This window comes from Pseudomonas fluorescens, from assembly GCF_902497785.1.
Lineage (GTDB): Bacteria > Pseudomonadota > Gammaproteobacteria > Pseudomonadales > Pseudomonadaceae > Aquipseudomonas > Aquipseudomonas fluorescens_BO.
Window position 1 is genome coordinate 218,562 of the sequence record NZ_CABVHK010000005.1, and the last position, 19,720, is coordinate 238,281.

21 protein-coding genes and 1 pseudogene are annotated in these 19,720 nt (G+C 59.4%); 10 read left to right on the forward strand and 12 right to left on the reverse strand.

The features are described from left to right. The first annotated feature begins 2 nt into the window (after positions 1–2). The 9 genes and pseudogenes from narJ to F8N62_RS32290 all read left to right on the forward strand — a co-directional run bounded on the left by narJ (position 3) and on the right by F8N62_RS32290 (position 8,414). Positions 3–758, forward strand: coding sequence for a nitrate reductase molybdenum cofactor assembly chaperone (gene narJ, locus F8N62_RS09640; RefSeq protein ID WP_150710748.1), 756 nt, complete (start codon positions 3–5; stop codon positions 756–758). Then, a complete protein-coding gene (gene narI, locus F8N62_RS09645) occupies positions 751–1,431 on the forward strand; it encodes a respiratory nitrate reductase subunit gamma (RefSeq protein WP_150710749.1) in 681 nt (226 codons plus the stop codon). The genes narJ and narI overlap by 8 nt, the downstream gene beginning before the upstream one ends. 10 nt (positions 1,432–1,441) lie before the next feature. Further along, a complete protein-coding gene (locus F8N62_RS09650) occupies positions 1,442–2,386 on the forward strand; it encodes a peptidylprolyl isomerase (protein WP_150710750.1) in 945 nt (314 codons plus the stop codon). Positions 2,387–2,411: 25 nt separating this feature from the next. Then, positions 2,412–3,404, forward strand: coding sequence for a GTP 3',8-cyclase MoaA (gene moaA, locus F8N62_RS09655; RefSeq protein WP_150710751.1), 993 nt, complete (start codon positions 2,412–2,414; stop codon positions 3,402–3,404). A gap of 261 nt (positions 3,405–3,665) precedes the next feature. Beyond that, a complete protein-coding gene (locus F8N62_RS09665; RefSeq protein ID WP_150710753.1) occupies positions 3,666–5,675 on the forward strand; it encodes a ribonucleoside triphosphate reductase in 2,010 nt (669 codons plus the stop codon). A gap of 167 nt (positions 5,676–5,842) precedes the next feature. Then, positions 5,843–6,010 (forward strand): anaerobic ribonucleoside-triphosphate reductase, encoded by a 168-nt coding sequence (nrdD, locus tag F8N62_RS09670; RefSeq protein ID WP_150710754.1) that lies wholly within the window; start codon positions 5,843–5,845, stop codon positions 6,008–6,010. After that, complete coding sequence (locus F8N62_RS09675; protein ID WP_191632366.1) at positions 6,007–6,702, forward strand: anaerobic ribonucleoside-triphosphate reductase activating protein; 696 nt, start codon at positions 6,007–6,009, stop codon at positions 6,700–6,702. The genes nrdD and F8N62_RS09675 overlap by 4 nt, the downstream gene beginning before the upstream one ends. A gap of 92 nt (positions 6,703–6,794) precedes the next feature. Further along, positions 6,795–7,319 (forward strand): annotated as a pseudogene (locus F8N62_RS32285) (MCP four helix bundle domain-containing protein); the annotation flags it as partial. 390 nt (positions 7,320–7,709) lie between these two features. Further along, the gene (locus tag F8N62_RS32290; RefSeq protein WP_412071974.1) at positions 7,710–8,414 is read left to right on the forward strand and encodes a methyl-accepting chemotaxis protein; all 705 of its coding nucleotides are present in this window, start codon (positions 7,710–7,712) and stop codon (positions 8,412–8,414) included. A gap of 33 nt (positions 8,415–8,447) precedes the next feature. On the opposite strand, the gene F8N62_RS09685 is transcribed toward F8N62_RS32290, so the two are convergent. The 5 genes from F8N62_RS09685 to F8N62_RS09705 all read right to left on the reverse strand — a co-directional run bounded on the left by F8N62_RS09685 (position 8,448) and on the right by F8N62_RS09705 (position 11,990). Next, positions 8,448–9,827, reverse strand: coding sequence for a 4Fe-4S binding protein (locus F8N62_RS09685; protein ID WP_150710756.1), 1,380 nt, complete (start codon positions 9,825–9,827; stop codon positions 8,448–8,450). Next, the gene (locus F8N62_RS09690; RefSeq protein WP_150710757.1) at positions 9,815–10,669 is read right to left on the reverse strand and encodes an FTR1 family iron permease; all 855 of its coding nucleotides are present in this window, start codon (positions 10,667–10,669) and stop codon (positions 9,815–9,817) included. Before F8N62_RS09690 ends, F8N62_RS09685 begins: the two co-directional genes overlap by 13 nt. Positions 10,670–10,690: 21 nt before the next feature. Continuing rightward, positions 10,691–11,023: a cupredoxin domain-containing protein gene (locus tag F8N62_RS09695; protein WP_150710758.1), complete on the reverse strand. Its 333-nt coding sequence runs from the start codon at positions 11,021–11,023 to the stop codon at positions 10,691–10,693. Then, positions 11,024–11,548, reverse strand: coding sequence for an iron transporter (locus F8N62_RS09700; RefSeq protein ID WP_150710759.1), 525 nt, complete (start codon positions 11,546–11,548; stop codon positions 11,024–11,026). 88 nt (positions 11,549–11,636) lie between these two features. Then, positions 11,637–11,990, reverse strand: a complete 354-nt coding sequence (locus F8N62_RS09705; RefSeq protein WP_150710760.1) for a hypothetical protein — start codon at positions 11,988–11,990, stop codon at positions 11,637–11,639. A 146-nt stretch (positions 11,991–12,136) separates the two neighbouring features. Between F8N62_RS09705 and F8N62_RS09710 the strand changes: the two genes are divergently transcribed. Then, positions 12,137–12,367, forward strand: coding sequence for a DUF3079 domain-containing protein (locus F8N62_RS09710; protein WP_150710761.1), 231 nt, complete (start codon positions 12,137–12,139; stop codon positions 12,365–12,367). Between the two features lie 126 nt (positions 12,368–12,493). Here F8N62_RS09710 and F8N62_RS09715 read toward each other — a convergent pair whose 3' ends face one another. The 7 genes from F8N62_RS09715 to F8N62_RS09745 form a co-directional block, all read right to left on the reverse strand. Continuing rightward, positions 12,494–12,940 carry a GNAT family N-acetyltransferase gene (locus tag F8N62_RS09715; RefSeq protein ID WP_150710762.1) on the reverse strand — a complete coding sequence of 149 codons (447 nt, stop codon included), beginning with the start codon at positions 12,938–12,940 and terminating at the stop codon, positions 12,494–12,496. A 63-nt stretch (positions 12,941–13,003) separates the two neighbouring features. Further along, the gene (locus tag F8N62_RS09720) at positions 13,004–13,390 is read right to left on the reverse strand and encodes a DUF1850 domain-containing protein (RefSeq protein ID WP_150710763.1); all 387 of its coding nucleotides are present in this window, start codon (positions 13,388–13,390) and stop codon (positions 13,004–13,006) included. After that, entirely contained in the window at positions 13,387–15,414 is a 2,028-nt protein-coding gene (locus F8N62_RS09725) for a TRAP transporter permease (protein ID WP_150710764.1), read from the reverse strand. The genes F8N62_RS09720 and F8N62_RS09725 overlap by 4 nt, the downstream gene beginning before the upstream one ends. Positions 15,415–15,491: 77 nt before the next feature. Further along, complete coding sequence (locus F8N62_RS09730) at positions 15,492–16,445, reverse strand: TAXI family TRAP transporter solute-binding subunit (RefSeq protein WP_150710765.1); 954 nt, start codon at positions 16,443–16,445, stop codon at positions 15,492–15,494. Positions 16,446–16,542: 97 nt separating this feature from the next. Then, a complete protein-coding gene (gene dctM / locus F8N62_RS09735) occupies positions 16,543–17,826 on the reverse strand; it encodes a C4-dicarboxylate TRAP transporter large permease protein DctM (RefSeq protein WP_150710766.1) in 1,284 nt (427 codons plus the stop codon). Then, entirely contained in the window at positions 17,823–18,455 is a 633-nt protein-coding gene (locus tag F8N62_RS09740) for a TRAP transporter small permease (protein WP_150710842.1), read from the reverse strand. Before F8N62_RS09740 ends, dctM begins: the two co-directional genes overlap by 4 nt. Before the next feature lie 62 nt (positions 18,456–18,517). Next, a complete protein-coding gene (locus F8N62_RS09745; protein ID WP_150710767.1) occupies positions 18,518–19,513 on the reverse strand; it encodes a TRAP transporter substrate-binding protein in 996 nt (331 codons plus the stop codon). Positions 19,514–19,720 lie beyond the last annotated feature (207 nt).

The following is a 19,720-nucleotide window of genomic DNA, read 5'->3' on the forward strand; positions in this document are numbered from 1 at the left end:
GCATGCAAATTCTCAAAGTGATTTCGCTGCTGCTCGATTACCCGACTGAAACCCTGGTCAGCGGCCGCGATGAGCTGGAACAGGCGATTATCCAGTCCCGGGAAATCAGCCCGAAACAGCGCGGTGCGTTGTTCGAATTGCTCGAACTGATCTGCGCCAATGACTTGATGGACGGGCAGGAGCACTACGGTGCGCTGTTCGGTCGGGGGCGCTCGCTGTCGTTGCTGTTGTTCGAGCATGTGCACGGTGAATCCCGCGACCGTGGCCAGGCCATGGTCGACATGATGGCCCAGTACGAAGAGGCCGGTTTTGCCATCGGCGTCAAAGAACTCCCGGACTACATCCCGTTGTACCTGGAGTTCTTGTCCACCCGCGAAGACCTCGAGGCCCGCGAGGGCCTGGCGGATGTTTCGCACTTGCTGGCCTTGCTCGCGGCGCGTCTGGAAGAGCGTGAAAGCGCCTACGCCAGTTGCTTCCGGGCGCTGCTGCAGATTGCCGGGGCCGAACCGCATCAGGCCGTCGCCGACCTGCGCGCCCAGGTCGCGGCGGAACCACGCGACGACTCCCTCGAAGCCCTCGACAAGATCTGGGAAGAGGAGGCCGTGGACTTCCTCCAGGCCGAACAGCAGGACCGTTGCAGTTCGCTGCCTAGCGCACCGGGCAAGGCCCGCGAAGAAAGTGCGGTGCCGTTGCACTGGGTGGATTTTCAGCATGAAGGGCTGGCCGCTGCGCCAGCGAAGGAGGTGGGCAATGTCTAAATGGAATCTGTTGTTGTTCGGGATTTACCCCTACGTCGCGTTGGCCATTTGCCTGATCGGCAGTTGGGCGCGCTTCGACTTGTCGCAGTACACCTGGAAGGCCGGTTCGAGCCAGATGCTCAACCAGCGCGGCATGCGCGTGGCGAGCAACCTCTTCCACATCGGCGTGCTGTTCGTGCTGGCCGGGCATTTCGTCGGCCTGCTGACCCCGGCGTCGGTTTATCACCATGTGATCAGCACTGAGAACAAGCAGTTGCTGGCGATGGTGTCCGGCGGTTTCTTCGGTCTGCTGTGCCTGATCGGCCTGCTGATGCTGGTCAACCGGCGCCTGACCGATCCTCGGGTGCGTGCCACTTCCAGCCCTTCGGACATCCTGATTTTGCTGGTACTGCTGGCGCAGTTGCTGCTCGGTCTGCTGACCATCGTCGCGTCCACCGGACACATGGACGGTTCGGTGATGGTGATGCTCGCCGACTGGGCGCAGAACACCGTGCTGTTGCGGCCCATGGAAGCGGCGGCGTCCATCGCGCCGGTCGGTTTGACTTACAAGCTGCACGTGTTTCTCGGCCTGACCCTGTTCGTGCTGTTCCCCTTCACCCGTCTCGTTCACATGATCAGTGCACCGATCTGGTACCTGGGACGCCGTTATCAAATCGTTCGGCAGAAATTCTGAGGAGACAATCATGTCAGGTGGATGTGGATGTGGTGGCGGTAACGGGGGCAGCGGTGGCTGCGGTTCTTCAAAACCAACAGAGTTGCCGGATGATTCCGTGCAGTTCGAAGCGCTCGCAGTTGAAGCGCCGGCGGCGGATGACGCCCCGGCCCAACTGATCGCCAGCAGCGAACAGGAGTGGCCGATCATCACCGTCAACGAGGTGTTGATCACCCCGGAAACGATGGCCCAGGAACTGCAATATCACCCGGCGGAAAGCCGCGAAGAGGCGGTGTTTCTGGCCGCCCGAGCGCTGGTGATTCGCGCATTGCTGCAGCAGCGCATTACCGAACTCGGTGTGTCGCTGGAGATCGGCGCGGGTGAGAATGAAGAAGAAGCGGCGACGCGCCTGTTGCTCGAACGTGAAGTGCAGGTGCCGCAGTGCGATGAGGAAACCAGCCTGCGTTATTACGAAAACAACCGCGGGCGCTTTCACAGCGCGCCGTTGCTGGCGGTGCGGCACATCCTGCTCGAATGCGCGCCGGACGATGTCGAGGCCCGCGAGCTGGCGCGCGAACAGGCGCAAATTCTGTTGCAGCGGCTGGAGGAGTTTCCCGGCAGTTTCGCTGAACTGGCGGTGAAATATTCGGCGTGCCCGTCCAAGGCTCAAGGCGGTTCGCTGGGGCAGATCAGCAAGGGTCAGACCGTGCCCGAACTGGAGCGGCAGCTGTTCACGCTGGCGCCGGGGCTGGCGAGCAAACCGCTGGAAAGCCGATACGGCTGGCATGTGGTCAGCGTCGATCAGCGGATCGAAGGCAAGCCGTTGCCTTATGAAGTGGTGTCGACGGCGATCCGCACGCAGTTGCAGCAAGGCGTCTGGCAAAAAGCCCTGGTGCAGTACCTGCAAACGCTGATCGGGGCGGCCGATATTCGTGGCATCCACTTGCAGGGCGCCGACTCACCGCTGGTGCAGTGAGCCGCGTGGCCAACCGGGAGACGGGATGAACGCTGTGATGCAGGATGGTTTTGGGCGGCAGATCGATTATCTGCGGATGTCGGTGACGGACCGCTGTGATTTTCGTTGCGTGTACTGCATGGCGAAAAACATGACGTTTCTGCCGCGTCAGCAGGTGCTCACGCTGGAGGAATTGCAGCGGTTGGCAACGCTGTTTGTCGGCATGGGGGTACGCAAGATCCGTTTGACGGGCGGCGAACCGCTGATCCGCCCCGGCATTGTCGACCTGTGCCGCAACATCGCCGCGTTGCCCGGTTTGCGCGAACTGGTGATGACCAGCAACGGCTCGCAACTGGGCCGCCTGGCCCGGCCGTTAGTGGATGCCGGCGTCAAGCGCATGAACATCAGCCTCGACAGCCTGGACCGGGAAAAATTCCTCGCGATCACCCGTAATGGCGATCTTGATCAGGTGCTCACCGGTATCGAAGCGGCGCGGGACGCCGGGTTTGAACGGATCAAACTCAACTGTGTGGTGATGAAGGGGCGCAACTTCGATGAGGTCCCGGCGCTGGTGCAATACGCCATCGACCAGCGCATCGACATCAGCTTTATCGAAGAAATGCCCTTGGGCGACGTCGGCCGATCCCGGGGCGAGTCGTTCTGTTCCAGCGAAGAAGTGCGCACGCTGATTGCTACCCGTCATCGCTTGCTCGACAGCACTGAAAACAGCGGCGGACCGGCGCGATACGTGCGCCTGGAACGCTATCCCGATACCCGGATCGGTTTCATTTCACCCAACAGCCACAACTTCTGTGGCAGCTGTAACCGGGTGCGAATGACTGTGGAAGGGAAGCTGTTGTTGTGTTTGGGGCAGGACGATGCGCTGGATCTGAGAGGGTTGCTGCGGCGCTATCCGCTGGATGACCAGCCGGTGATCAGCGCGGTGCAGAAGGCGCTACGCGGCAAGCCACTGCGCCACGACTTCACCCCGGACGGGGAGGTGCAAATCGTACGGTTCATGAACATGAGTGGCGGTTGACCAGGTCTGTGAAACACACAAAGCCCCTGTGGGAGCGAGCTTGCTCGCGATAGCGGTAGACCACTCGACGTCAATGTCGACTGTGCTGCAGTCATCGCGAGCAAGCTCGCTCCCACAGGGTTTTTCGCTGTTACACGTAAGTTTTTTTTCACCGCGCAATCTTGATATCGATCAATTGCAGATCCACCCTTTGTCCGTAACCTCCACTGCATGTTGTGTTTTTAGATTCATAAAAATCTATATGTAGTGTCTGGAGGCCGAATGCAGAGCACGCTGATCTCAAAAGGATGTAACCGTTTGCACAAGCGCAATGGCGATCTGGTTGCCTTTGATGCCGACAAAATTCGTCAAGCGTTGATCGCGGCCGGCAAGGCCACTGGTGAGTACACCGAGGTTGAAGTCGAGGGCTTGCTCGAGGCGGTTCTCACCCGTCTGGAAGGGTTGCCAAGGCTGCATGTCGAGCAGATCCAGGACCGGGTCGAACGGGTGCTGATGGACGCCGGTTTTTTCTTCGCCATGCGTGCCTATATCGTCTATCGCGAACAACACGGCCGCCTGCGCCGCGACCGCCGGACCATGGTCGAGGTCGCGACCTCCATGAACGAATACCTCGACCGTGAAGACTGGCGAGTCCAAGCGAATGCCAATCAGGGCTATTCCCTCGGTGGGCTGGTGTTGAACGTCTCGGGCAAGGTCACCGCCAACTACTGGCTGGACGAGGTCTACAGCGAGGCCATCGGCCAGGCTCACCGCGAGGCGGATTTGCATGTGCATGACCTCGACATGCTCGCCGGTTACTGCGCAGGCTGGTCGCTGCGCACCCTGTTGCACGAAGGGCTGAACGGTGTGCCGGGGCGGGTCGAGGCCGGTCCGCCCAAGCATTTGAGTAGTGCCCTGGGGCAAATGGTCAACTTCCTCGGCACCTTGCAAAACGAATGGGCCGGCGCCCAGGCGTTCAGCTCGTTCGACACCTACCTGGCACCCTATGTGCGCCAGGACCGGCTGACTTATCAAGAGGTGCGCCAGGCGCTTCAGGAGTTCATTTACAACCTCAACGTCCCGTCGCGCTGGGGCACCCAGACACCGTTCACCAACCTGACATTCGACTGGGTGTGCCCGGAGGATTTGCGTGAGCAGATCCCTGTCATCGGCGGTGAGGAAATGCCGTTTGCCTACGGCGACCTGCAAGTCGAAATGGACTTGCTCAACCGTGCCTACATCGAAGTGATGCAGGCCGGCGATGCGAAAGGGCGGGTGTTCACCTTTCCGATCCCGACCTACAACATCACCCATGATTTTCCGTGGGACAGTGAAAACGCCGACCGCCTGTTCGAGATGACCGCTCGCTACGGTCTGCCGTATTTCCAGAACTTCCTCAACTCGGACATGCAGCCCAATCAAGTGCGCTCGATGTGTTGCCGCCTGCAGCTGGACGTGCGCGAATTGCTCAAGCGTGGCGGCGGTTTGTTTGGCTCGGCGGAGCAGACCGGATCGCTCGGCGTGGTGACCATAAACTGCGCGCGCCTGGGTCATGTGTTCAAAGGCGACACCAGCGGTTTGCTCAAGCGGCTGGACACCTTGATGGAGCTGGCGATGGAAAGCCTGGAGGTCAAGCGCAAGGTAATCCAGCACCACATGGATGCCGGTTTGTACCCGTACACCAAGCGTTACCTCGGTACCTTGCGCAACCATTTCTCGACCATCGGCCTCAACGGTCTGCATGAAATGCTGCGCAATTTCAGCAGCGACGAGGAGGGCATGCACACCGAATACGGTCGGCAGTTCGCCCTGAGGTTGCTCGACCATGTGCGTGCCACGCTGGTGCGTTTCCAGGAAGAAACCGGCCACCTCTACAACCTCGAAGCGACGCCGGCCGAGGGCACCACCTACCGTTTCGCCAAGGAAGACCTCAAGCGCTATCCCGACATTCTCCAGGCCGGCAGCCCGCAAGCGCCGTACTACACCAATTCCTCGCAACTGCCCGTGGGCTATACCGAAGACCCCTTCGAGGCGCTGGAACTGCAAGACGAACTGCAATGCAAATACACCGGCGGTACCGTCCTGCACCTGTACATGGCCGAGCGAATTTCCTCGACTCAAGCCTGCAAGCAACTGGTGCGCAAAGCCCTCGGACGTTTCCGCCTGCCGTACCTGACCGTGACCCCGACATTCTCCATCTGCCCGGTGCACGGCTACCTCGATGGCGAGCACGAATTCTGCCCCAAATGCGACGAGGTCCTGCTGCTCAAAGCAACCAGCACCGCTCACTGACGCCAGCCCCCTGTAGGAGCGAGCTTGCTCGCGATGGACGTCAACGCTAACGCTGGACACCTGAATGAACGCGTTGGCCTGACGTTTTTCGCGAGCAAGCTCGCTCCTACAGGGAGCGGCAGCACCGTTTATTGATTTCGATCCACTCAACCGCAAGGAGCTTCACCATGAATGCATCGCAAGCACTGCCCCAGGCTCAACGTCAACGTTGTGAAGTCTGGACCCGAGTGATGGGTTATCACCGTCCGGTGTCCGCGTTCAACCCGGGCAAACAATCGGAGCACCGCGAACGGGTGCATTTCACTGAAAGCGCGGCCGTGGCCGGGCGCCAATGAGTCGAATGCTGCGGGTCGGGGGCATGGTGCCCCTGACCACTATCGACTATCCCGGACAGCTTGCCTGCGTCCTGTTTTGCCAGGGTTGCGCCTGGCGTTGTCGCTACTGCCACAACCCGCAGCTGATCCCGCCTCGTGGCACTGAGGAAGTGGACTGGCGGCGGGTTTTGGCGTTTCTGCAACGTCGTCAGGACTTGCTCGATGCCGTGGTGTTCAGTGGCGGTGAGCCGACCTTGCAGGACGGTTTGCCCGGCGCCATGGAGGAAGTGCGCGCAATGGGCTTTCGCATCGGTCTGCACAGCGCCGGGATCAAGCCGGCTGCGTTCGCCAGGGCACTGACCGGGGCCGACTGGGTCGGCTTCGACGTCAAGGCGTTGCCCGAAGATTGCCAGGCCATCACCCGCGTCGAGGGCAGCGGCACCGCCAACTGGCGCAGCCTCGAGCATCTGCTGGACAGCGGGGTCGACTACGAATGCCGCACCACCGTGCATTGGCATCTCTTCCAACCCGATCGCCTGTTGATCCTCGCGCAGCGATTGAGCGCGCTGGGGGTCAAACGCTTCGCCGTGCAACTGGTGCGCACCGAGCGAATGTTCGATCCATTGCTGCCGAGCGTTTCGGCACACGCCTTGCTACCCGAACTGTGGGAAGCGATGCGCGCGTTGTTTCCAGCGTTCGTACTACGGGGGTAAGCGAACCTGCGGATCAAGTGACAACAGTGACATCCACCATGAATTTCAAATGCGCTGCCAATCAGGCAGGTATCAAACGGGGAGCATTTGATATGGCTAAATTAACCACGGCACAACGGATCGTCATCGGCTTTGCAATCGCGCCGCTGGCGCTGATGGGCATGGCGTTTTACGCGTTGCACGATCTGGCAACGCTCAAGGAACAGGCGGTGGTCATCGTCAAACAGGACTGGCCGAAGATCGAGCCGATCATGGTGATTGCCACCGGTGTGCGCGATAACGCGCGCAACACCCGGGATTTGCTGATCGACAAGGACAATCAGCAAGTGCAACAGTCGATCGACACCACCAAGAAACGCATCACCCAGGCGCTCGAAACCCTTGAGCCATTGTTCTATCTGCCCGAGGGCAAAGCGGCTTATGCCGCGCTGAAAAAGCATCGCGAAGCCTACGTCGCCGCGTTCACCCAGGTGCAGGTGTTGATTCGACAGGGCGCTGCCGATGACGCCGTGGCGCAACTGAAACAGAAGGTCGTTCCGGCCGAAGCCGAGGTGTATCGCAGCCTCGATGCGTTGATGGCGCTGCAAGGCAAAATCTTCGTCGACCGCGAACAGTCGGCGCAAGCACTGTACAGCGATGCCCGGCGCAACATGCTCGGGCTGTTCCTGTTCTGCCTGGCCTTGGTGATTGCTGCGGCAATCGTCGTGACGCGCAGTGTGACCCGGCCCTTGGGTGGCGAACCGGACGATGCCGCACGGTTGCTGAGTGAAATCGCCGGCGGCGACCTGACGATTCAGGTGCCGGTGCAAAGCAGTGCCGGCGGCAGTGTGATGATGAACATGCACCAGATGCAGCAAAGTCTGAACGCGATGGTCAAGCACATCGCGACCTCGGTGGACCGCGTCGCCAGCTCCTCGGAAGAGCTGAGTGCGGTCAGCAGCCAGACCAGCAGCAACTTGCAATTGCAGGGTCTGGAAATCGAGCAGGCTGCGGCGGCGGTGAATCAGATGACCGCTGCCGTGGATGAAGTGGCGCGCAACGCCGTCAGCACCTCCGAGGCCTCAAAGCAGTCTGAGCAAACGGCGCAGCGCGGCCGTGAACAGGTTCAGGAAACCGTGGTTTCAATCGGCGAACTGGCCGAGGGTGTCACCGATACCTCGCAACGCATCGGACAGCTCGCGGGCCGGGTGCAGGACATCAGCAAGGTTCTGGACGTGATCCGCAGCATCGCCGAGCAGACTAATTTGCTCGCCCTCAACGCGGCCATTGAGGCGGCGCGGGCCGGAGATGCCGGACGCGGTTTTGCCGTGGTCGCCGATGAAGTGCGTGCATTGGCCCATCGCACTCAGGTATCGACCCAGGAAATCGAGCAGATGATCGGCAACATTCGCCAGGACACCGCGCACGCGGTGACTGCGATGCAGAGCAGCAGCCATCTGGTGCGGACGACCCTTGAGGTGGCGCAGCGCTCGGGTGAAGCACTGGATGAAATCACCCGGTCGATCTCGCAGATCAATGAGCGCAATTTGATGATTGCCAGTGCCACCGAGGAACAGGCACTGGTGGCGCGGGAGGTGGATCGCAATCTGGTGGGGATTCGCAACCTGTCCGAGCAGGTCTTGCTCGGCGCCCGGCATACCGACACAGCGGGCCATGAATTGGCACAGATGGCCGGTGAACTGCATCAGACGGTGGCGCGCTTCAAAGTCTAGGTCGTGCGCGGTGGTGGTTGTGGATGAGGGCACTCAGGACCAGCCCCAGAACTGCAACCACCAGCCAAACCCGATCAGACCGTTGGCCAGCAACAGACACGCGCTGCCCGCCACGCGCCTTGGCCGGGAAAGACTCTCGCGGTTCAGCCGTTTCCATCCCAGCAGCACACTCCAGCCCATCGCGGCCAGCAACAGGCACGCCCTCGCCGGTTGCACCCACTCCAGCAGCAACCCTTCGTAACGCAACAATTTCACCGTGGTGGCCGACAGCCCGAGAAACAGTCCGGCACCACCGAGGGGCGTGAGGGTCAGCGCCAGGGGCGAATACAGTGCGCGATCACCCGCCAGACGGGCCGTCAGCCGTAGAAGGATCATCAACAGTGCGCCGAGCAGCAGTGAACTCAAGCCCAGATAAGTGACGATGCTGAAGCCGTCGAGCCAGCTGAAGCTGTCATTGAGTCGCGGGTAATGGGTGAGCAGCCACCACGGCGCATTGTCGTTCAGCGCCCACAGCTGGTCGTGCTCGACCAGCCATTGCGCGAGGGTTTGTTTGAGGGCGATGAACCATGGGCTGACCGTCCACTGAAACGCGCCCATCGCCAGGCCGATCACACCGAACAGCAGCAGGCGTGCGTCCCAAGGCGAAAGCATCTGCTCGGTCGCTTGAAGAATCTCCTGATTACCGGAGCGGGCGATCAGTTGCACCGCACCGCGTTGCCCGCTGCAACGGCCACAGGCATGACAGTCACTCGCACCGCGCATGCGGCGAATATCGAGCAATGGCGCGCAATTGGGTGGCGGCAGGCGTGGCGCGAGGTTTTCTTTCCAGCGCTGTTCATCCACCCGGAAGTGCACCGGCGCCAGGCGGGCGAGCAGGGCGAAGACGCCGCTGACCGGGCACAGGTAGCGGCACCAGACCCGCTTGCCCCGGGCGAATAACAGGCCGACGGCCACCGCTGCCACGGTCGAACCGCCGAGAATCAGCAACGCCGCTTGTGCGTAGTCATAAACGCTGATCAGTTGGCCATAGAGGGTCGTCAGGCAGAACGCCAAGGTTGGCCAGCCACCCCAACGCAACCAGCGCGGCACGCCCAGGCCTTTGCCGTAATGGCTGGCCCATTCGCTGAGTGAACCTTCCGGGCACAGCACGCCGCACCAGAGGCGGCCGAACAGCACAATCGACAGCAACACGAAGGGCCACCAGATGCCCCAGAACAGGAACTGCGCGAGCAAGGTCAGGTTGTCGAGCATTCGTGCCTGACTGTCGGGCAGCGGCAGTAGCGCAGGGGTCACCAACAGCACGGCGTAGAAAACCACAACCACCCATTGCGCAGCGCGAATGAGCGGCGCATGACGGCGCATGCCGTCACCCAGGCGCTGCAGCCATCGATTGCGCCAGCTCAGTTGAGGCATGGGACTTTGTCCGCAGTGCGTTGCCGCAGCCAGCCGGCGACGACCAGCCAGTAGCCGATCCACACCAGCAAGGTCAGGCTGCTGGGCGTCGCCCGGTACCCGGCGAAACCGGCCAGAAAACCGCCCAGGCCATGGCTGTCGCCGAGCACCGCGCTGCTGTCCCAGAGTGCTTCGCCGGCGAGGCTGTAAATCATTTCGGGCACGTCCAGTGCGAGCAGTTGACCGCCGATTCTCTCGGTGCCACTGACCAGCAACGCTGCGCCAAGCATGAGCAGGATCCCCTCGCTGATGGCAAAGAATCGTTGCCAGGAAATGAACCGGCGACTGCTTTGCAGCAGGCTGATGGTCAGTGCCGAGAGCACCAGTCCCAACGCCCCGCCGATGGCAAACAAACCGAGCTGCGGCCCACGTAACTGAGCGCCTGCGCCGTAGAGAAACACCACGGTTTCACTGCCTTCGCGGCTGACCGCCAGCATTGCCAGCAACAACACCCCCCAGCCGCCCTGACGAGCCAGATGGCTATCAGCGTGACGTTGCAGATCCTGTTTGAGGGTGCGTCCGTGATGGTGCATCCAGCCGACCATTTGCACGATCAACAGACTGGCCACCAACGCCAGTGCAGCCTGGAACCATTCGCTGGCCGACCCGCTCATGGTCTCGCCGGCAAACAGCACCAGCACGGCGAGTACGCCCGAGAGCGTCAGCCCCAGCGCCACGCCGGCCCAGAGGAATTTGACCAGCCGGCCGGCCTGACTCTGCTGGCTGACCCAGGCCAGAAGAATGCCGATCACCAGCAACGCCTCGACGCTTTCGCGCCAGACGATGAACATTGATTGATTCATGGAAACTCCTTGCAGCGTGGCTCATTTCGCGAGGATGCCGCCCTCGGGCAGTTGCGGATTGAACTCGTCGAAAAAGGGATAGTGACCGGGTCTCAGCGGATGAATCACGACGAAGGTGGTCACGCCCGGCGACAGTACTTTTTCAACCCGCAACGGCGTGCTTTCGAATTCGGCCGGTCCTTGGCCGGCGTTTTTCAGGACGATCTTGAACCGCTGCCGGGCCGGCACCTCCAGCAACGCCGGGGTGAAGTGACCATCGCGCAGAATCAATTGATAAGTCGGTAACTCGGCATGGACCGTCAAAGGCGCGGCTGCTGCGGCCAGCATCAGCCAGGCGAGCGGCAGGCGCTTCATTCAGTAGCCACCTTTTTTGCCGATGCCGGCGTAGATGAATTCGTAATGCAGTTCGCAGCGTTCGAACCAGGGCGCGACACCGGTTTCCTTGTCGGTGTGGCGTCCCAAGGAAGCATGGCCGCCCGGCGGCAGCACGGTGAACGTCAACTGATACTTGCCTGGCCCCAACAGCTTCACGTTGTCGCCATAGTGCGGGCCGTCATTGGCGACCATGGCGTGGAAATCGCCTTTGAGTTCCGGTTCGCTGCCTTGTTTTTTCAGGCTGAACGAGACGTTGAGGTAAGGCACGAAACTGCCTTCCTGAAAGCCCTGTCGATTATCGGCGGTGGCGCGGATATCAGCTTCCAGATGTACGTCCGAATCCGCTGTGGCGCGCATCATGCCCGCCGGTGCCATTTCGATCGGTTGCAGGTACACCGCGCCGACTTCCAGACCGGGACACAGCTGAGGTTCGCCGATCGGGTATTCCTTCGCGTTAGCCAGCGGTACAAGCAAAAGCAGGGCGAGTGTGAGAGGGGTGCGCATGATTTCTTCCTGGACACTGACGAGTAGGAACCCGAGTCTAGGAAGCTTTGCTGCGAACAATAATGATTGCCATCAAGTTTTGCGCAAATTAACCCGGCGGTTCGTCACGCTGGCGAAATCGCTGGGCGCGTTCGACGCTGTGGCTCATCTGCGCGGCCGCGTGCACGGTCAAGGGGTGTTGGGTAAAACCGGGCCGGGGGGAAATGTACTCGGCCATTTCCCGGGCGACGGCGAGCTGACGCTCGGAGCCTTGCGCCAGCAGTGCGATCACCAGGTTTTCCAGGGCAATCACCCGCACACGCAAGTGGACCAGTTCGGCGTTGGTCAAGACGGGCGGTGTGGCAAAGGCTTCGCCATCAAGGGAGTCGTCTTGATTGTCCCAGGTCGACAGGGGTGGAGAGTCGGGGTTTTCAGCGCCTGGGAGCGGGTTTTTATTAAGCATCAGCGAGGTCTCCAAATCTGTTCAGCCTTCAGTAGCTTAGTCGCAGGATCGCGACAGGAGGAGGTCAGGTCCTTGATATCGATCAAGGTTGGCGCTGCACACAGACTGTAGCGTGGGCAAACGCCACTCATTGATCGGAGATCGGCATGGCCAAGCACTTTCCTGACAACCCCAGCCACCCCGAGCGCATTTGCTGGGGATGCGACCGTTATTGCCCGGCGAAGTCGCTGGCATGCGGCAATGGCTCCGAGCGTACGATGCACCCGGCGGAGCTGTTTGGAGAGGATTGGAACGTGCCGGGCGACTGGGGCGTCGAGGCGGTTATTGCGACAGACAAGGCTGCCGTTCAGCGTGTAGAGGACGATCCGGTGGGCTGATGGTCGGGGCTCGCCTCCGGCCGGTTGCTGCCTGTCATCAAAGGCTATAAACGATCCCAAGCTGCTGTTCACAGGACGCTTCTGCACGCGTGAGTGATACCCGTGCGTAGAAGGACAATCCATTGGTCATTTGATATGTCGATAGACCTTTGTTGTGCGGACCGAGAATCCTGCCCCCTCGTATAAACGATGGGCAGATTCACGATCTGGATTGGAGGTTAAATCCAGAGTTCTCGCGCCGAGATCATGGCTTTTTTCTATTGCTGCTTGTATGAGTGCTTTGCCAACCCCTTGGCCTCGAGCACTGGCACCTACTACGACGTCTTCGATCCAGGCGCGAATGCCTGTGGGGATGCGAAAATGAACCAGGGTTAGCGCCCCCAAAATGCTTGCTCCACCTGCTGCTCTCACTACCAACAAATGGGAGCACTCTGAATCCACAATCTGCTTCAAATCTTCCATTGTCATCGCTTGAGCGTTTTTGGAAAGCTGTGGGAGTAGGTTATTCAAAGATCTGAGCAGTATCGGATCGGTCTCTTGAACCACCTCGACTGTAGCGAATTGATTTGTCATTAGAGATCCTCAAGTGAAGGGGGTGAAGCTTCGATGGTTCAATTTGACACCTTCTTCAAAGGGTCAGCCGACGGTGCATGTCCACATTTGCAGGGTCGGCTCGCTGGCGTCCGGTGCTCCAACCCACTGGCTCATCGCGTGACATTCGCCTGCGAAGCACAGCTGGTAATCGCCGGCTTCCGGCGTCCGGCCAAGATTCAGCGGTTGCAGGGGTGGCATCGAGCGCCGGTAGTGCCAACTGCCATTTTTCAATTGAGCGTCCTCGGGGATTTCCATTCCCGCGCCGTTTCCGCGAACTCTAGCTTCTTCCAGCACCAGACCTTGCCGGGTGACGCGGTAGTCTTCCTCCCAGCGAATTTTTTCGATGCTGTGGTGCCACGCCAGGGTGAAGCTGGTAACGGGTAGCTGGGCCCAGACGACTCCAGCCAGTCCCAGGCACAGGCCGATCATGCCTTGGCCAGTCCGGTCTGACGCGAACGCCAAAGGTGCTGGAGGATAATGAGCACGCCAAGCACGAAGCCGATTTCATCGGTCAGCGGGAGCGCCGCGACCAGCAAGGCACCAGCGGCAAAACTCGACAGACGCTCCCATAGGGGCATTTTCTGTTGCAAGTAGCCGGTGGACGCCATGCCCCAGAGCCCGATCGCTAACGTTGTCTTGATCAGCATGTAGGCGGTCATCCACAAATTATCGCCTTGCAACATGAGCGCCGGGTTGTAGACCGCCATGAACGGAATGACAAAACCCGCCAGGGCAATTCGGACCGCCCACAGGCTGATCTTGAACCCGCTCTCCTTGGCAATCGGTGCTGCGGCAAAGCAGGCCAGCGCAACCGGTGGTGTCAGATCGGCGAGAATGCCGAAATAAAAAACGAACATGTGGGACACGATTAGAGGAACGCCCAACTCTAAAAGGGCAGGGGCTGCGATTGAGCTGGTGATGATGTAATTGGGAATCGTCGGAATGCCCATGCCCAGCACCAGGCACGTAATCATGGTCAGTATCAGCGACAGCAGCAGATTGTCTCGTCCAATGGCCAATATGTAACCCGCGAAAGTGGAGGCGACGCCCGTCAGTGACACCACGCCGATGATAACGCCCACCAGCGTGCAGGCAATCCCGACCGGTACCGCATGGCGCGCGCCTTCGACCAACGCATGCAGGCAGATGGTCAGCGTTTCGTGGCCGCCCTTGATAAACCAGCACATCAACACCAACACCGCGATCACCGCAAAAATCACACCGATCCCCAGCTGGAAAAAACCGGTACAGAGGATGCCGAGCGCTATCCAGAAGGCACAGCGCAGGCCGAAGTTGTTCACCCGAAGAATGATCGCCGAGCCGAGAATTACTATGGCCGTCAGTGCCAGTCCGACCATGCCCGAGAATAGCGGCGTGCGCCCGGAAAAAAGCAGATAGACCAATACCAGCAATGGAATCAACAGGTACCAGTTGTCTTTGACTGCGCCGAGCGCGCTGGGGCATTGATCTTTCGGTAACCCCTTGAGGTTGGAGCGCTTGGCTTCCAGATGAACCATCCAGAACACCGAGCCAAAGTAGAGGATGGCGGGAATCAAGGCCGCCTTGGCAATCTCCACGAACGGTACATTGATGGTCTCAGCCATGATGAAGGCAACCGCGCCCATGACCGGCGGCATCAATTGGCTGCCCATGCTGGAGGTCGCTTCCACCCCGCCGGCGAATGCCGGCTTGTAGCCAAAGCGCTTCATCAGCGGAATGGTGAATTGCCCTGTGGTCACGACGTTGGCAATCCCCGAGCCGGTAATAGTCCCCATCAACGCCGACGAGACGACCGCGACTTTGGCCGGTCCGCCCAGCTTGTGGCCGAACAGACCCATGGCGAAGTCGGTAAACAGCTTGATCATCCCGGCCTGTTCGAGGAACGCTCCGAACAGGATAAACAGATAGATGTAGGTGGCCGACACGTAGGTCGGTGTGCCGTACAGCCCTTCGGTGCCAAACGATAGTTGATTGATGATCTGATCGAAGCCGTAACCCCGATGTGCCAGATCACCCGGCAGATATTCGCCGAACAGACCGTAGGCCAGGAACACCCCGCAAATGATTGGCAAGGCAATGCCCATCACCCGCCGGGCCGCTTCGAACACCAGCACGATCAGCAACACACCGATCACCGTGTCTGCGGTCGTCAGCTCCCCGGAGCGCTGGATCAGGTCAACCTCGAACACCCACTGATACATCGCCGTGGCAATGGCGGCGAGGCTGATGAACCAGGCCAGCGGCTGCCAGGGACGGTCCCTGCCGTAGGCGGGGTAGCTTATAAATACTACCCACAGCAGGAAGCCGACGTGTACGGCGCGCAGAATCTGGCTTGAGACAGGTGAAAACGCTGCGGTGACGATCTGAAAGATCGAGAACAGCAACGCCACGTAGAACAAGGATTTTGGCCAGTCCCGCGGGTTCGCACCGATGCCGTGTTGATCTTCACTCATTAGCTGCCTGCCTCATGACCGCATTGAAAAAGACCGAACATTGAGTCCGCCGACATCTGACTGCAACGCCTTGCGCCTTACAGCGCGCCTTTTTCCTTGTAGTAGCGCTCGGCCCCCGAATGCAACGCAATCGGCAGGTTTTTACCGGCGTTTTCCAGTGTGATGTCCTTGGCTGCCGAATGAGAGTTGCCCAGGCGTGCGAGGTTTTCGAACAGCAGCCGGGTCATCTGATAAGCCACTTCTTCTGGCACATCAGCGCTGGTCACCAGGATGTTGATGATGGCCACCGTCGGCACCGCTTCGGCTTGCCCGTCGTAGGTATTGGCCGGAATCATTGCACTCTGATAGGCCGGGTTACCGATTTTCGCCACAACGTCCGTCGGTATGGAGACATAGTTCAGTGGCATGACGGAGGACAGGTCACGAATGGCCGCCATGCCCAACCCGGAGGATTGCAGCGTGGCGTCCAGTTGCCGGTTTTTGATGAGCTCGACCGATTCGGCAAAAGGCAGATATTGCACGCTACCCATGTCTTCATAGGTCAATCCCGCCGCTTTGAAAATCGCCCGTGCGTTCAGCTCCGTGCCTGATTTCGGCGCACCGACCGAAATGCTCTTGCCTTTGAGGTCCGCCAGCGTCTTGATCCCCGATTCCTTGTTAGCGACGATTTGAATGTAGTTAGGATAAGCCGCGGCAATCGCGCGCAATTTGGTCAACGGCGCTTTGAACCCTGCGTCTTCAACGCCATTCTTCGCATCGGCCACCGAGTCGCCCAATGCCAGTGCCAGCTCGCCACGACCGGCTTGTACCAGGTTCAGATTCTCCACGGACGCTTTGGTGGCTTGAACCGAAGTTTTCACGCCGGGAATGCCGTCGCTGTAGATCTGCGAGAGGCCGACCCCAATGGGGTAGTAAACCCCGCTGGTTCCCCCGGTCAGGATGTTGATGAACACCGGCGCGGCCTGCACGGTGGTGGTGGTGACGGCCAGTGTGGCGGCGGCCAAGAGGGCAAAGCGGCTTTTTACTCGCATGGGAATTTCTCCGTCTTGTTATGGCTTTATGCAGAGTGATTCCACTGTAGTTGATCCAGGCGCAGAGAGTGGTTTTTGAAACCGGTCTCTGCGCGCATCACCGCATGCCCAGCCAGTTCGGTAGAACCAGGGAGATCCAGGGCACGTAGGTAATCAGGACCAGGAACAGAAGCAGAATCGACAACCAGGGCATAGCCGCTTTTATGGTTGCGGGTAATGACATTCCCGTAACCGCCGAGGTGACGAACAGGTTCAGACCCACCGGCGGCGTGATCAGGCCGATTTCGAGGTTGACCACCATGATGATGCCGAGGTGAATCGGGTCGATGCCCAGCTGCATGGCGATGGGGAAGAGGATCGGCGCCAGGATCAGGATGATGGCCGACGGTTCCATGAACGCCCCGGCAATCAGCAGCACAATGTTCATCACCAGCAGGAAGGTCACGGGTGTCAGGCCCGCATCAATCACCCAGGCGGTAATCTGTTGCGGCAGCTGTTCGGTGGTCAGCACATGGGCGAAGAGCATGGCATTGGCAATGATGAACATCAGCATGATGCTCAGCTTGGCGGAGTCCAGCAGGACTTTTGGCGATTCACGAAACGTCAGGTCCTTGTAGACGAACAAGGCGATGAACGCCGAGTAAACGGCCGCCACAGCCGCCGCTTCGGTCGGGGTGAACATCCCGGAGTAGATGCCGCCCAGGATGATGACCATCAGCAACAGGCCCCAAACTGCCTGGCGTGCCGTACCCAGCAGCTCCCGGAATGATGCGCGAGGCAAAGCGGGCAGATTTTTCTTAATGGCTACGATATAGATCGCCACCATCAGCGCGGTACCCAATAACAAACCCGGCACCACCCCGGCCATGAACAGCTTGCCGACAGAGGTCTCGGTGGCCGCGGCATAGACCACCATCACGATCGATGGGGGAATCAGGATGCCCAGCGTCCCGGCGTTACAGATAATGCCTGCACCAAAAGCTTGCGGATAACCGGAGCGGACCATGCCGGCAATGGCGATAGACCCCACGGCAGCCACAGTCGCGGGACTGGAGCCGGAGAGGGCGGCGAACAACATGCAGGCCAACACCGCGGCGATGGCCAGGCCGCCGCGAATATGTCCGACACAGGCATTGGCGAAGTCGATCAACCGACGGGCAACGCCACCGGTGGTCATGAAGGCACCGGCGAGGAGGAAAAACGGAATGGCCAGCAGCGTGTAATGCTCCGAGGTCTCGAACAGTTTGATCGCCAGGGAGCGCACGGAGTCGGGACTGAAAAAAATGATGGTCAAGGAACCGGCCAGTCCCAGGGAAATGGCGATGGGAACACCGATAAACATCAAGACAAACAGGGCCACAAACAGGAAAGCAATGGTCATGACTTGTCATCCTCGTTTTCGGCGAGTTTCAAAGCGTCAGCGGCTTCGTCGGCCAGGCCCAGACCGGTCTGGCGGTTCTGCAGGATGCGCACGAAAATTTCGCCGAAACGGATGAAAACCAAGGCAAAACCCAAAGGTACGATCAGTCCGATGTGCCATTGCATGATGCCGACATGGCCCAGATCCTCGGCACCGATGCCTGCAATCATCAACGTTTGAATCCATTCGAAGCTGGCGACGCTGAGCAGTCCTGCATAGGCCAGACAGCACACGCAAGCCAGCAAACCTATGTACTTTTGCACCGGTCTACTGGTCAGTCTGACGAGCGCGTCAACCCCGATATGCCCGGCCGTGCGCACGCCATAGGCCAGCCCGAAAAAGATCAGCCAGCCAAACAAGGTTTTGGTCAGCGCAGTGCTCCAGGTCATCGTCTGAGCCATCCCCATGACTGTGTCGCCAATGGCGAACAACGGAACGCTTGCACCTTGCCAAGCATCGGCAAGCCAGTAAAAAAAGCTGTAGAGGTTGTTGAGGATCACGTAAACGAATGTGACCAGGGTCATGGCAGCCAGAAGGAATACGATAAAACCCTCCTCGAAGTGTTCCCAGATTCGCCGAAGCGCTTTCATGGATGACATCTCCCATCGAGTGAAGACTGGCAGGCGCCGCCCCGGCAGCACCTGCCTTGCGATCATTGCGCCTTGTTGGCGTTTTCGGCGGCGGAGATCAGTTCAGGGCCGATATCGCCTTCAAACTTCTTCCATACCGGTTTCATCGCTTCTCGCCATTGCTCGCGTTCCTGCGGTGTCAGGGTGATGATTTCAGTGGTTTTGGCCGCGATGATGCGCTGCTTGTCACCGTCATTCAGTTGTTCCGCTTCCTTGTTCACCTGCGCAGTGACTTCACTGACGATCTTGTCCAGTTCGCTGCGAATATCCGGTGGCAGACCGTTCCAGAACTTGGTGTTGGTGATGAGCATGTAATCGAGCAAACCATGGTTGGATTCAGTGATGTATTTCTGCACTTCGTGCATTTTCTGGCTGTAGATATTCGAGTAAGGGTTCTCCGCACCGTTGACCACACCGGTCTGCAGCCCCTGATAAACCTCGGCAAAACTCATCTTGCGCGGATTGGCGCGCACAGCCTTGAACTGTTCCTCAAGCACGGCTGACGCTTGCACGCGGAACTTCAGACCCCGGGCATCGGCGGGCACGCGCAGTGGCTTGTTAGCCGACAGTTGCTTCATCCCGTTGTGCCAGTAGGCCAGGCCGGTGATGTTTTTACTTTCCATGGACTTGAGCAGCCCCTGGCCCTCTGCACTCAACTGGAAGCGGTTGACGGCGGCGATGTCATCGAACAAAAAGGGCAAATCGAAGAGTTGGACGGTTTTTGTGTACTGTTCGAACTTGGCCAGGGAGGGTGCAATCATTTGCACATCCCCCAGCAACAGCGCCTCCATCTCTTTGCCGTCTCCAAACAGCGAGGAGTTGGGGTAGACATCGACCTTGACCTTGCCGGCCAAGCGTTCCTCTACGAGTTTTTTGAACAGCAAGGCGCCTTGACCCTTGGGCGTCTGTTCAGCGACCACATGTGAGAACTTGATAACCAGCGGATCTGCCGCCATGGCCGCGTTCATTGGGCCTAACGCAAGGGCGCAGGCGAGTACCGTGTATAGAGATCTGAGCATTTGCGGGATTCCTCTTGTTTTTATTCTTCAAATGGCTCAATGCGTTGAGCGCATTTGTAGGTCGGGACAGGAGCAAGTCTAGGCAGAAATCCATGATTTGGAGGGGAATAGCCAATAAGGTGAAAAAGCCTGCCGGGAAATGGTCAGATCTCCACCCTGATTTTTCATTGGTATTTTTGCGGCTGATTTGTACTGGCTGCGAATCGA

Bases quoted from the DNA above. Each gene is read 5' to 3' on its own strand.
- F8N62_RS32290 (WP_412071974.1), top strand. From the start codon at position 7,710: ATGACCGCTGCCGTGGATGAAGTGGCGCGCAACGCCGTCAGCACCTCC.
- F8N62_RS09725 (WP_150710764.1), bottom strand. From the start codon at position 15,414: ATGAGTGAAGATCAACACGGCATCGGTGCGAACCCGCGGGACTGGCCA.
- moaA (WP_150710751.1), top strand. From the start codon at position 2,412: ATGAACGCTGTGATGCAGGATGGTTTTGGGCGGCAGATCGATTATCTG.
- F8N62_RS09720 (WP_150710763.1), bottom strand. From the start codon at position 13,390: ATGATCGGCCTGTGCCTGGGACTGGCTGGAGTCGTCTGGGCCCAGCTA.
- narI (WP_150710749.1), top strand. From the start codon at position 751: ATGTCTAAATGGAATCTGTTGTTGTTCGGGATTTACCCCTACGTCGCG.
- narJ (WP_150710748.1), top strand. From the start codon at position 3: ATGCAAATTCTCAAAGTGATTTCGCTGCTGCTCGATTACCCGACTGAA.
- F8N62_RS09690 (WP_150710757.1), bottom strand. From the start codon at position 10,669: ATGAATCAATCAATGTTCATCGTCTGGCGCGAAAGCGTCGAGGCGTTG.
- F8N62_RS09665 (WP_150710753.1), top strand. From the start codon at position 3,666: ATGCAGAGCACGCTGATCTCAAAAGGATGTAACCGTTTGCACAAGCGC.
- dctM (WP_150710766.1), bottom strand. From the start codon at position 17,826: ATGACCATTGCTTTCCTGTTTGTGGCCCTGTTTGTCTTGATGTTTATC.
- F8N62_RS09740 (WP_150710842.1), bottom strand. From the start codon at position 18,455: ATGAAAGCGCTTCGGCGAATCTGGGAACACTTCGAGGAGGGTTTTATC.
- F8N62_RS09685 (WP_150710756.1), bottom strand. From the start codon at position 9,827: ATGCCTCAACTGAGCTGGCGCAATCGATGGCTGCAGCGCCTGGGTGAC.
- F8N62_RS09700 (WP_150710759.1), bottom strand. From the start codon at position 11,548: ATGCGCACCCCTCTCACACTCGCCCTGCTTTTGCTTGTACCGCTGGCT.
- F8N62_RS09715 (WP_150710762.1), bottom strand. From the start codon at position 12,940: ATGACAAATCAATTCGCTACAGTCGAGGTGGTTCAAGAGACCGATCCG.
- F8N62_RS09730 (WP_150710765.1), bottom strand. From the start codon at position 16,445: ATGCGAGTAAAAAGCCGCTTTGCCCTCTTGGCCGCCGCCACACTGGCC.
- F8N62_RS09710 (WP_150710761.1), top strand. From the start codon at position 12,137: ATGGCCAAGCACTTTCCTGACAACCCCAGCCACCCCGAGCGCATTTGC.
- F8N62_RS09705 (WP_150710760.1), bottom strand. From the start codon at position 11,990: ATGCTTAATAAAAACCCGCTCCCAGGCGCTGAAAACCCCGACTCTCCA.
- F8N62_RS09745 (WP_150710767.1), bottom strand. From the start codon at position 19,513: ATGCTCAGATCTCTATACACGGTACTCGCCTGCGCCCTTGCGTTAGGC.
- nrdD (WP_150710754.1), top strand. From the start codon at position 5,843: ATGAATGCATCGCAAGCACTGCCCCAGGCTCAACGTCAACGTTGTGAA.
- F8N62_RS09675 (WP_191632366.1), top strand. From the start codon at position 6,007: ATGAGTCGAATGCTGCGGGTCGGGGGCATGGTGCCCCTGACCACTATC.
- F8N62_RS09650 (WP_150710750.1), top strand. From the start codon at position 1,442: ATGTCAGGTGGATGTGGATGTGGTGGCGGTAACGGGGGCAGCGGTGGC.
- F8N62_RS09695 (WP_150710758.1), bottom strand. From the start codon at position 11,023: ATGAAGCGCCTGCCGCTCGCCTGGCTGATGCTGGCCGCAGCAGCCGCG.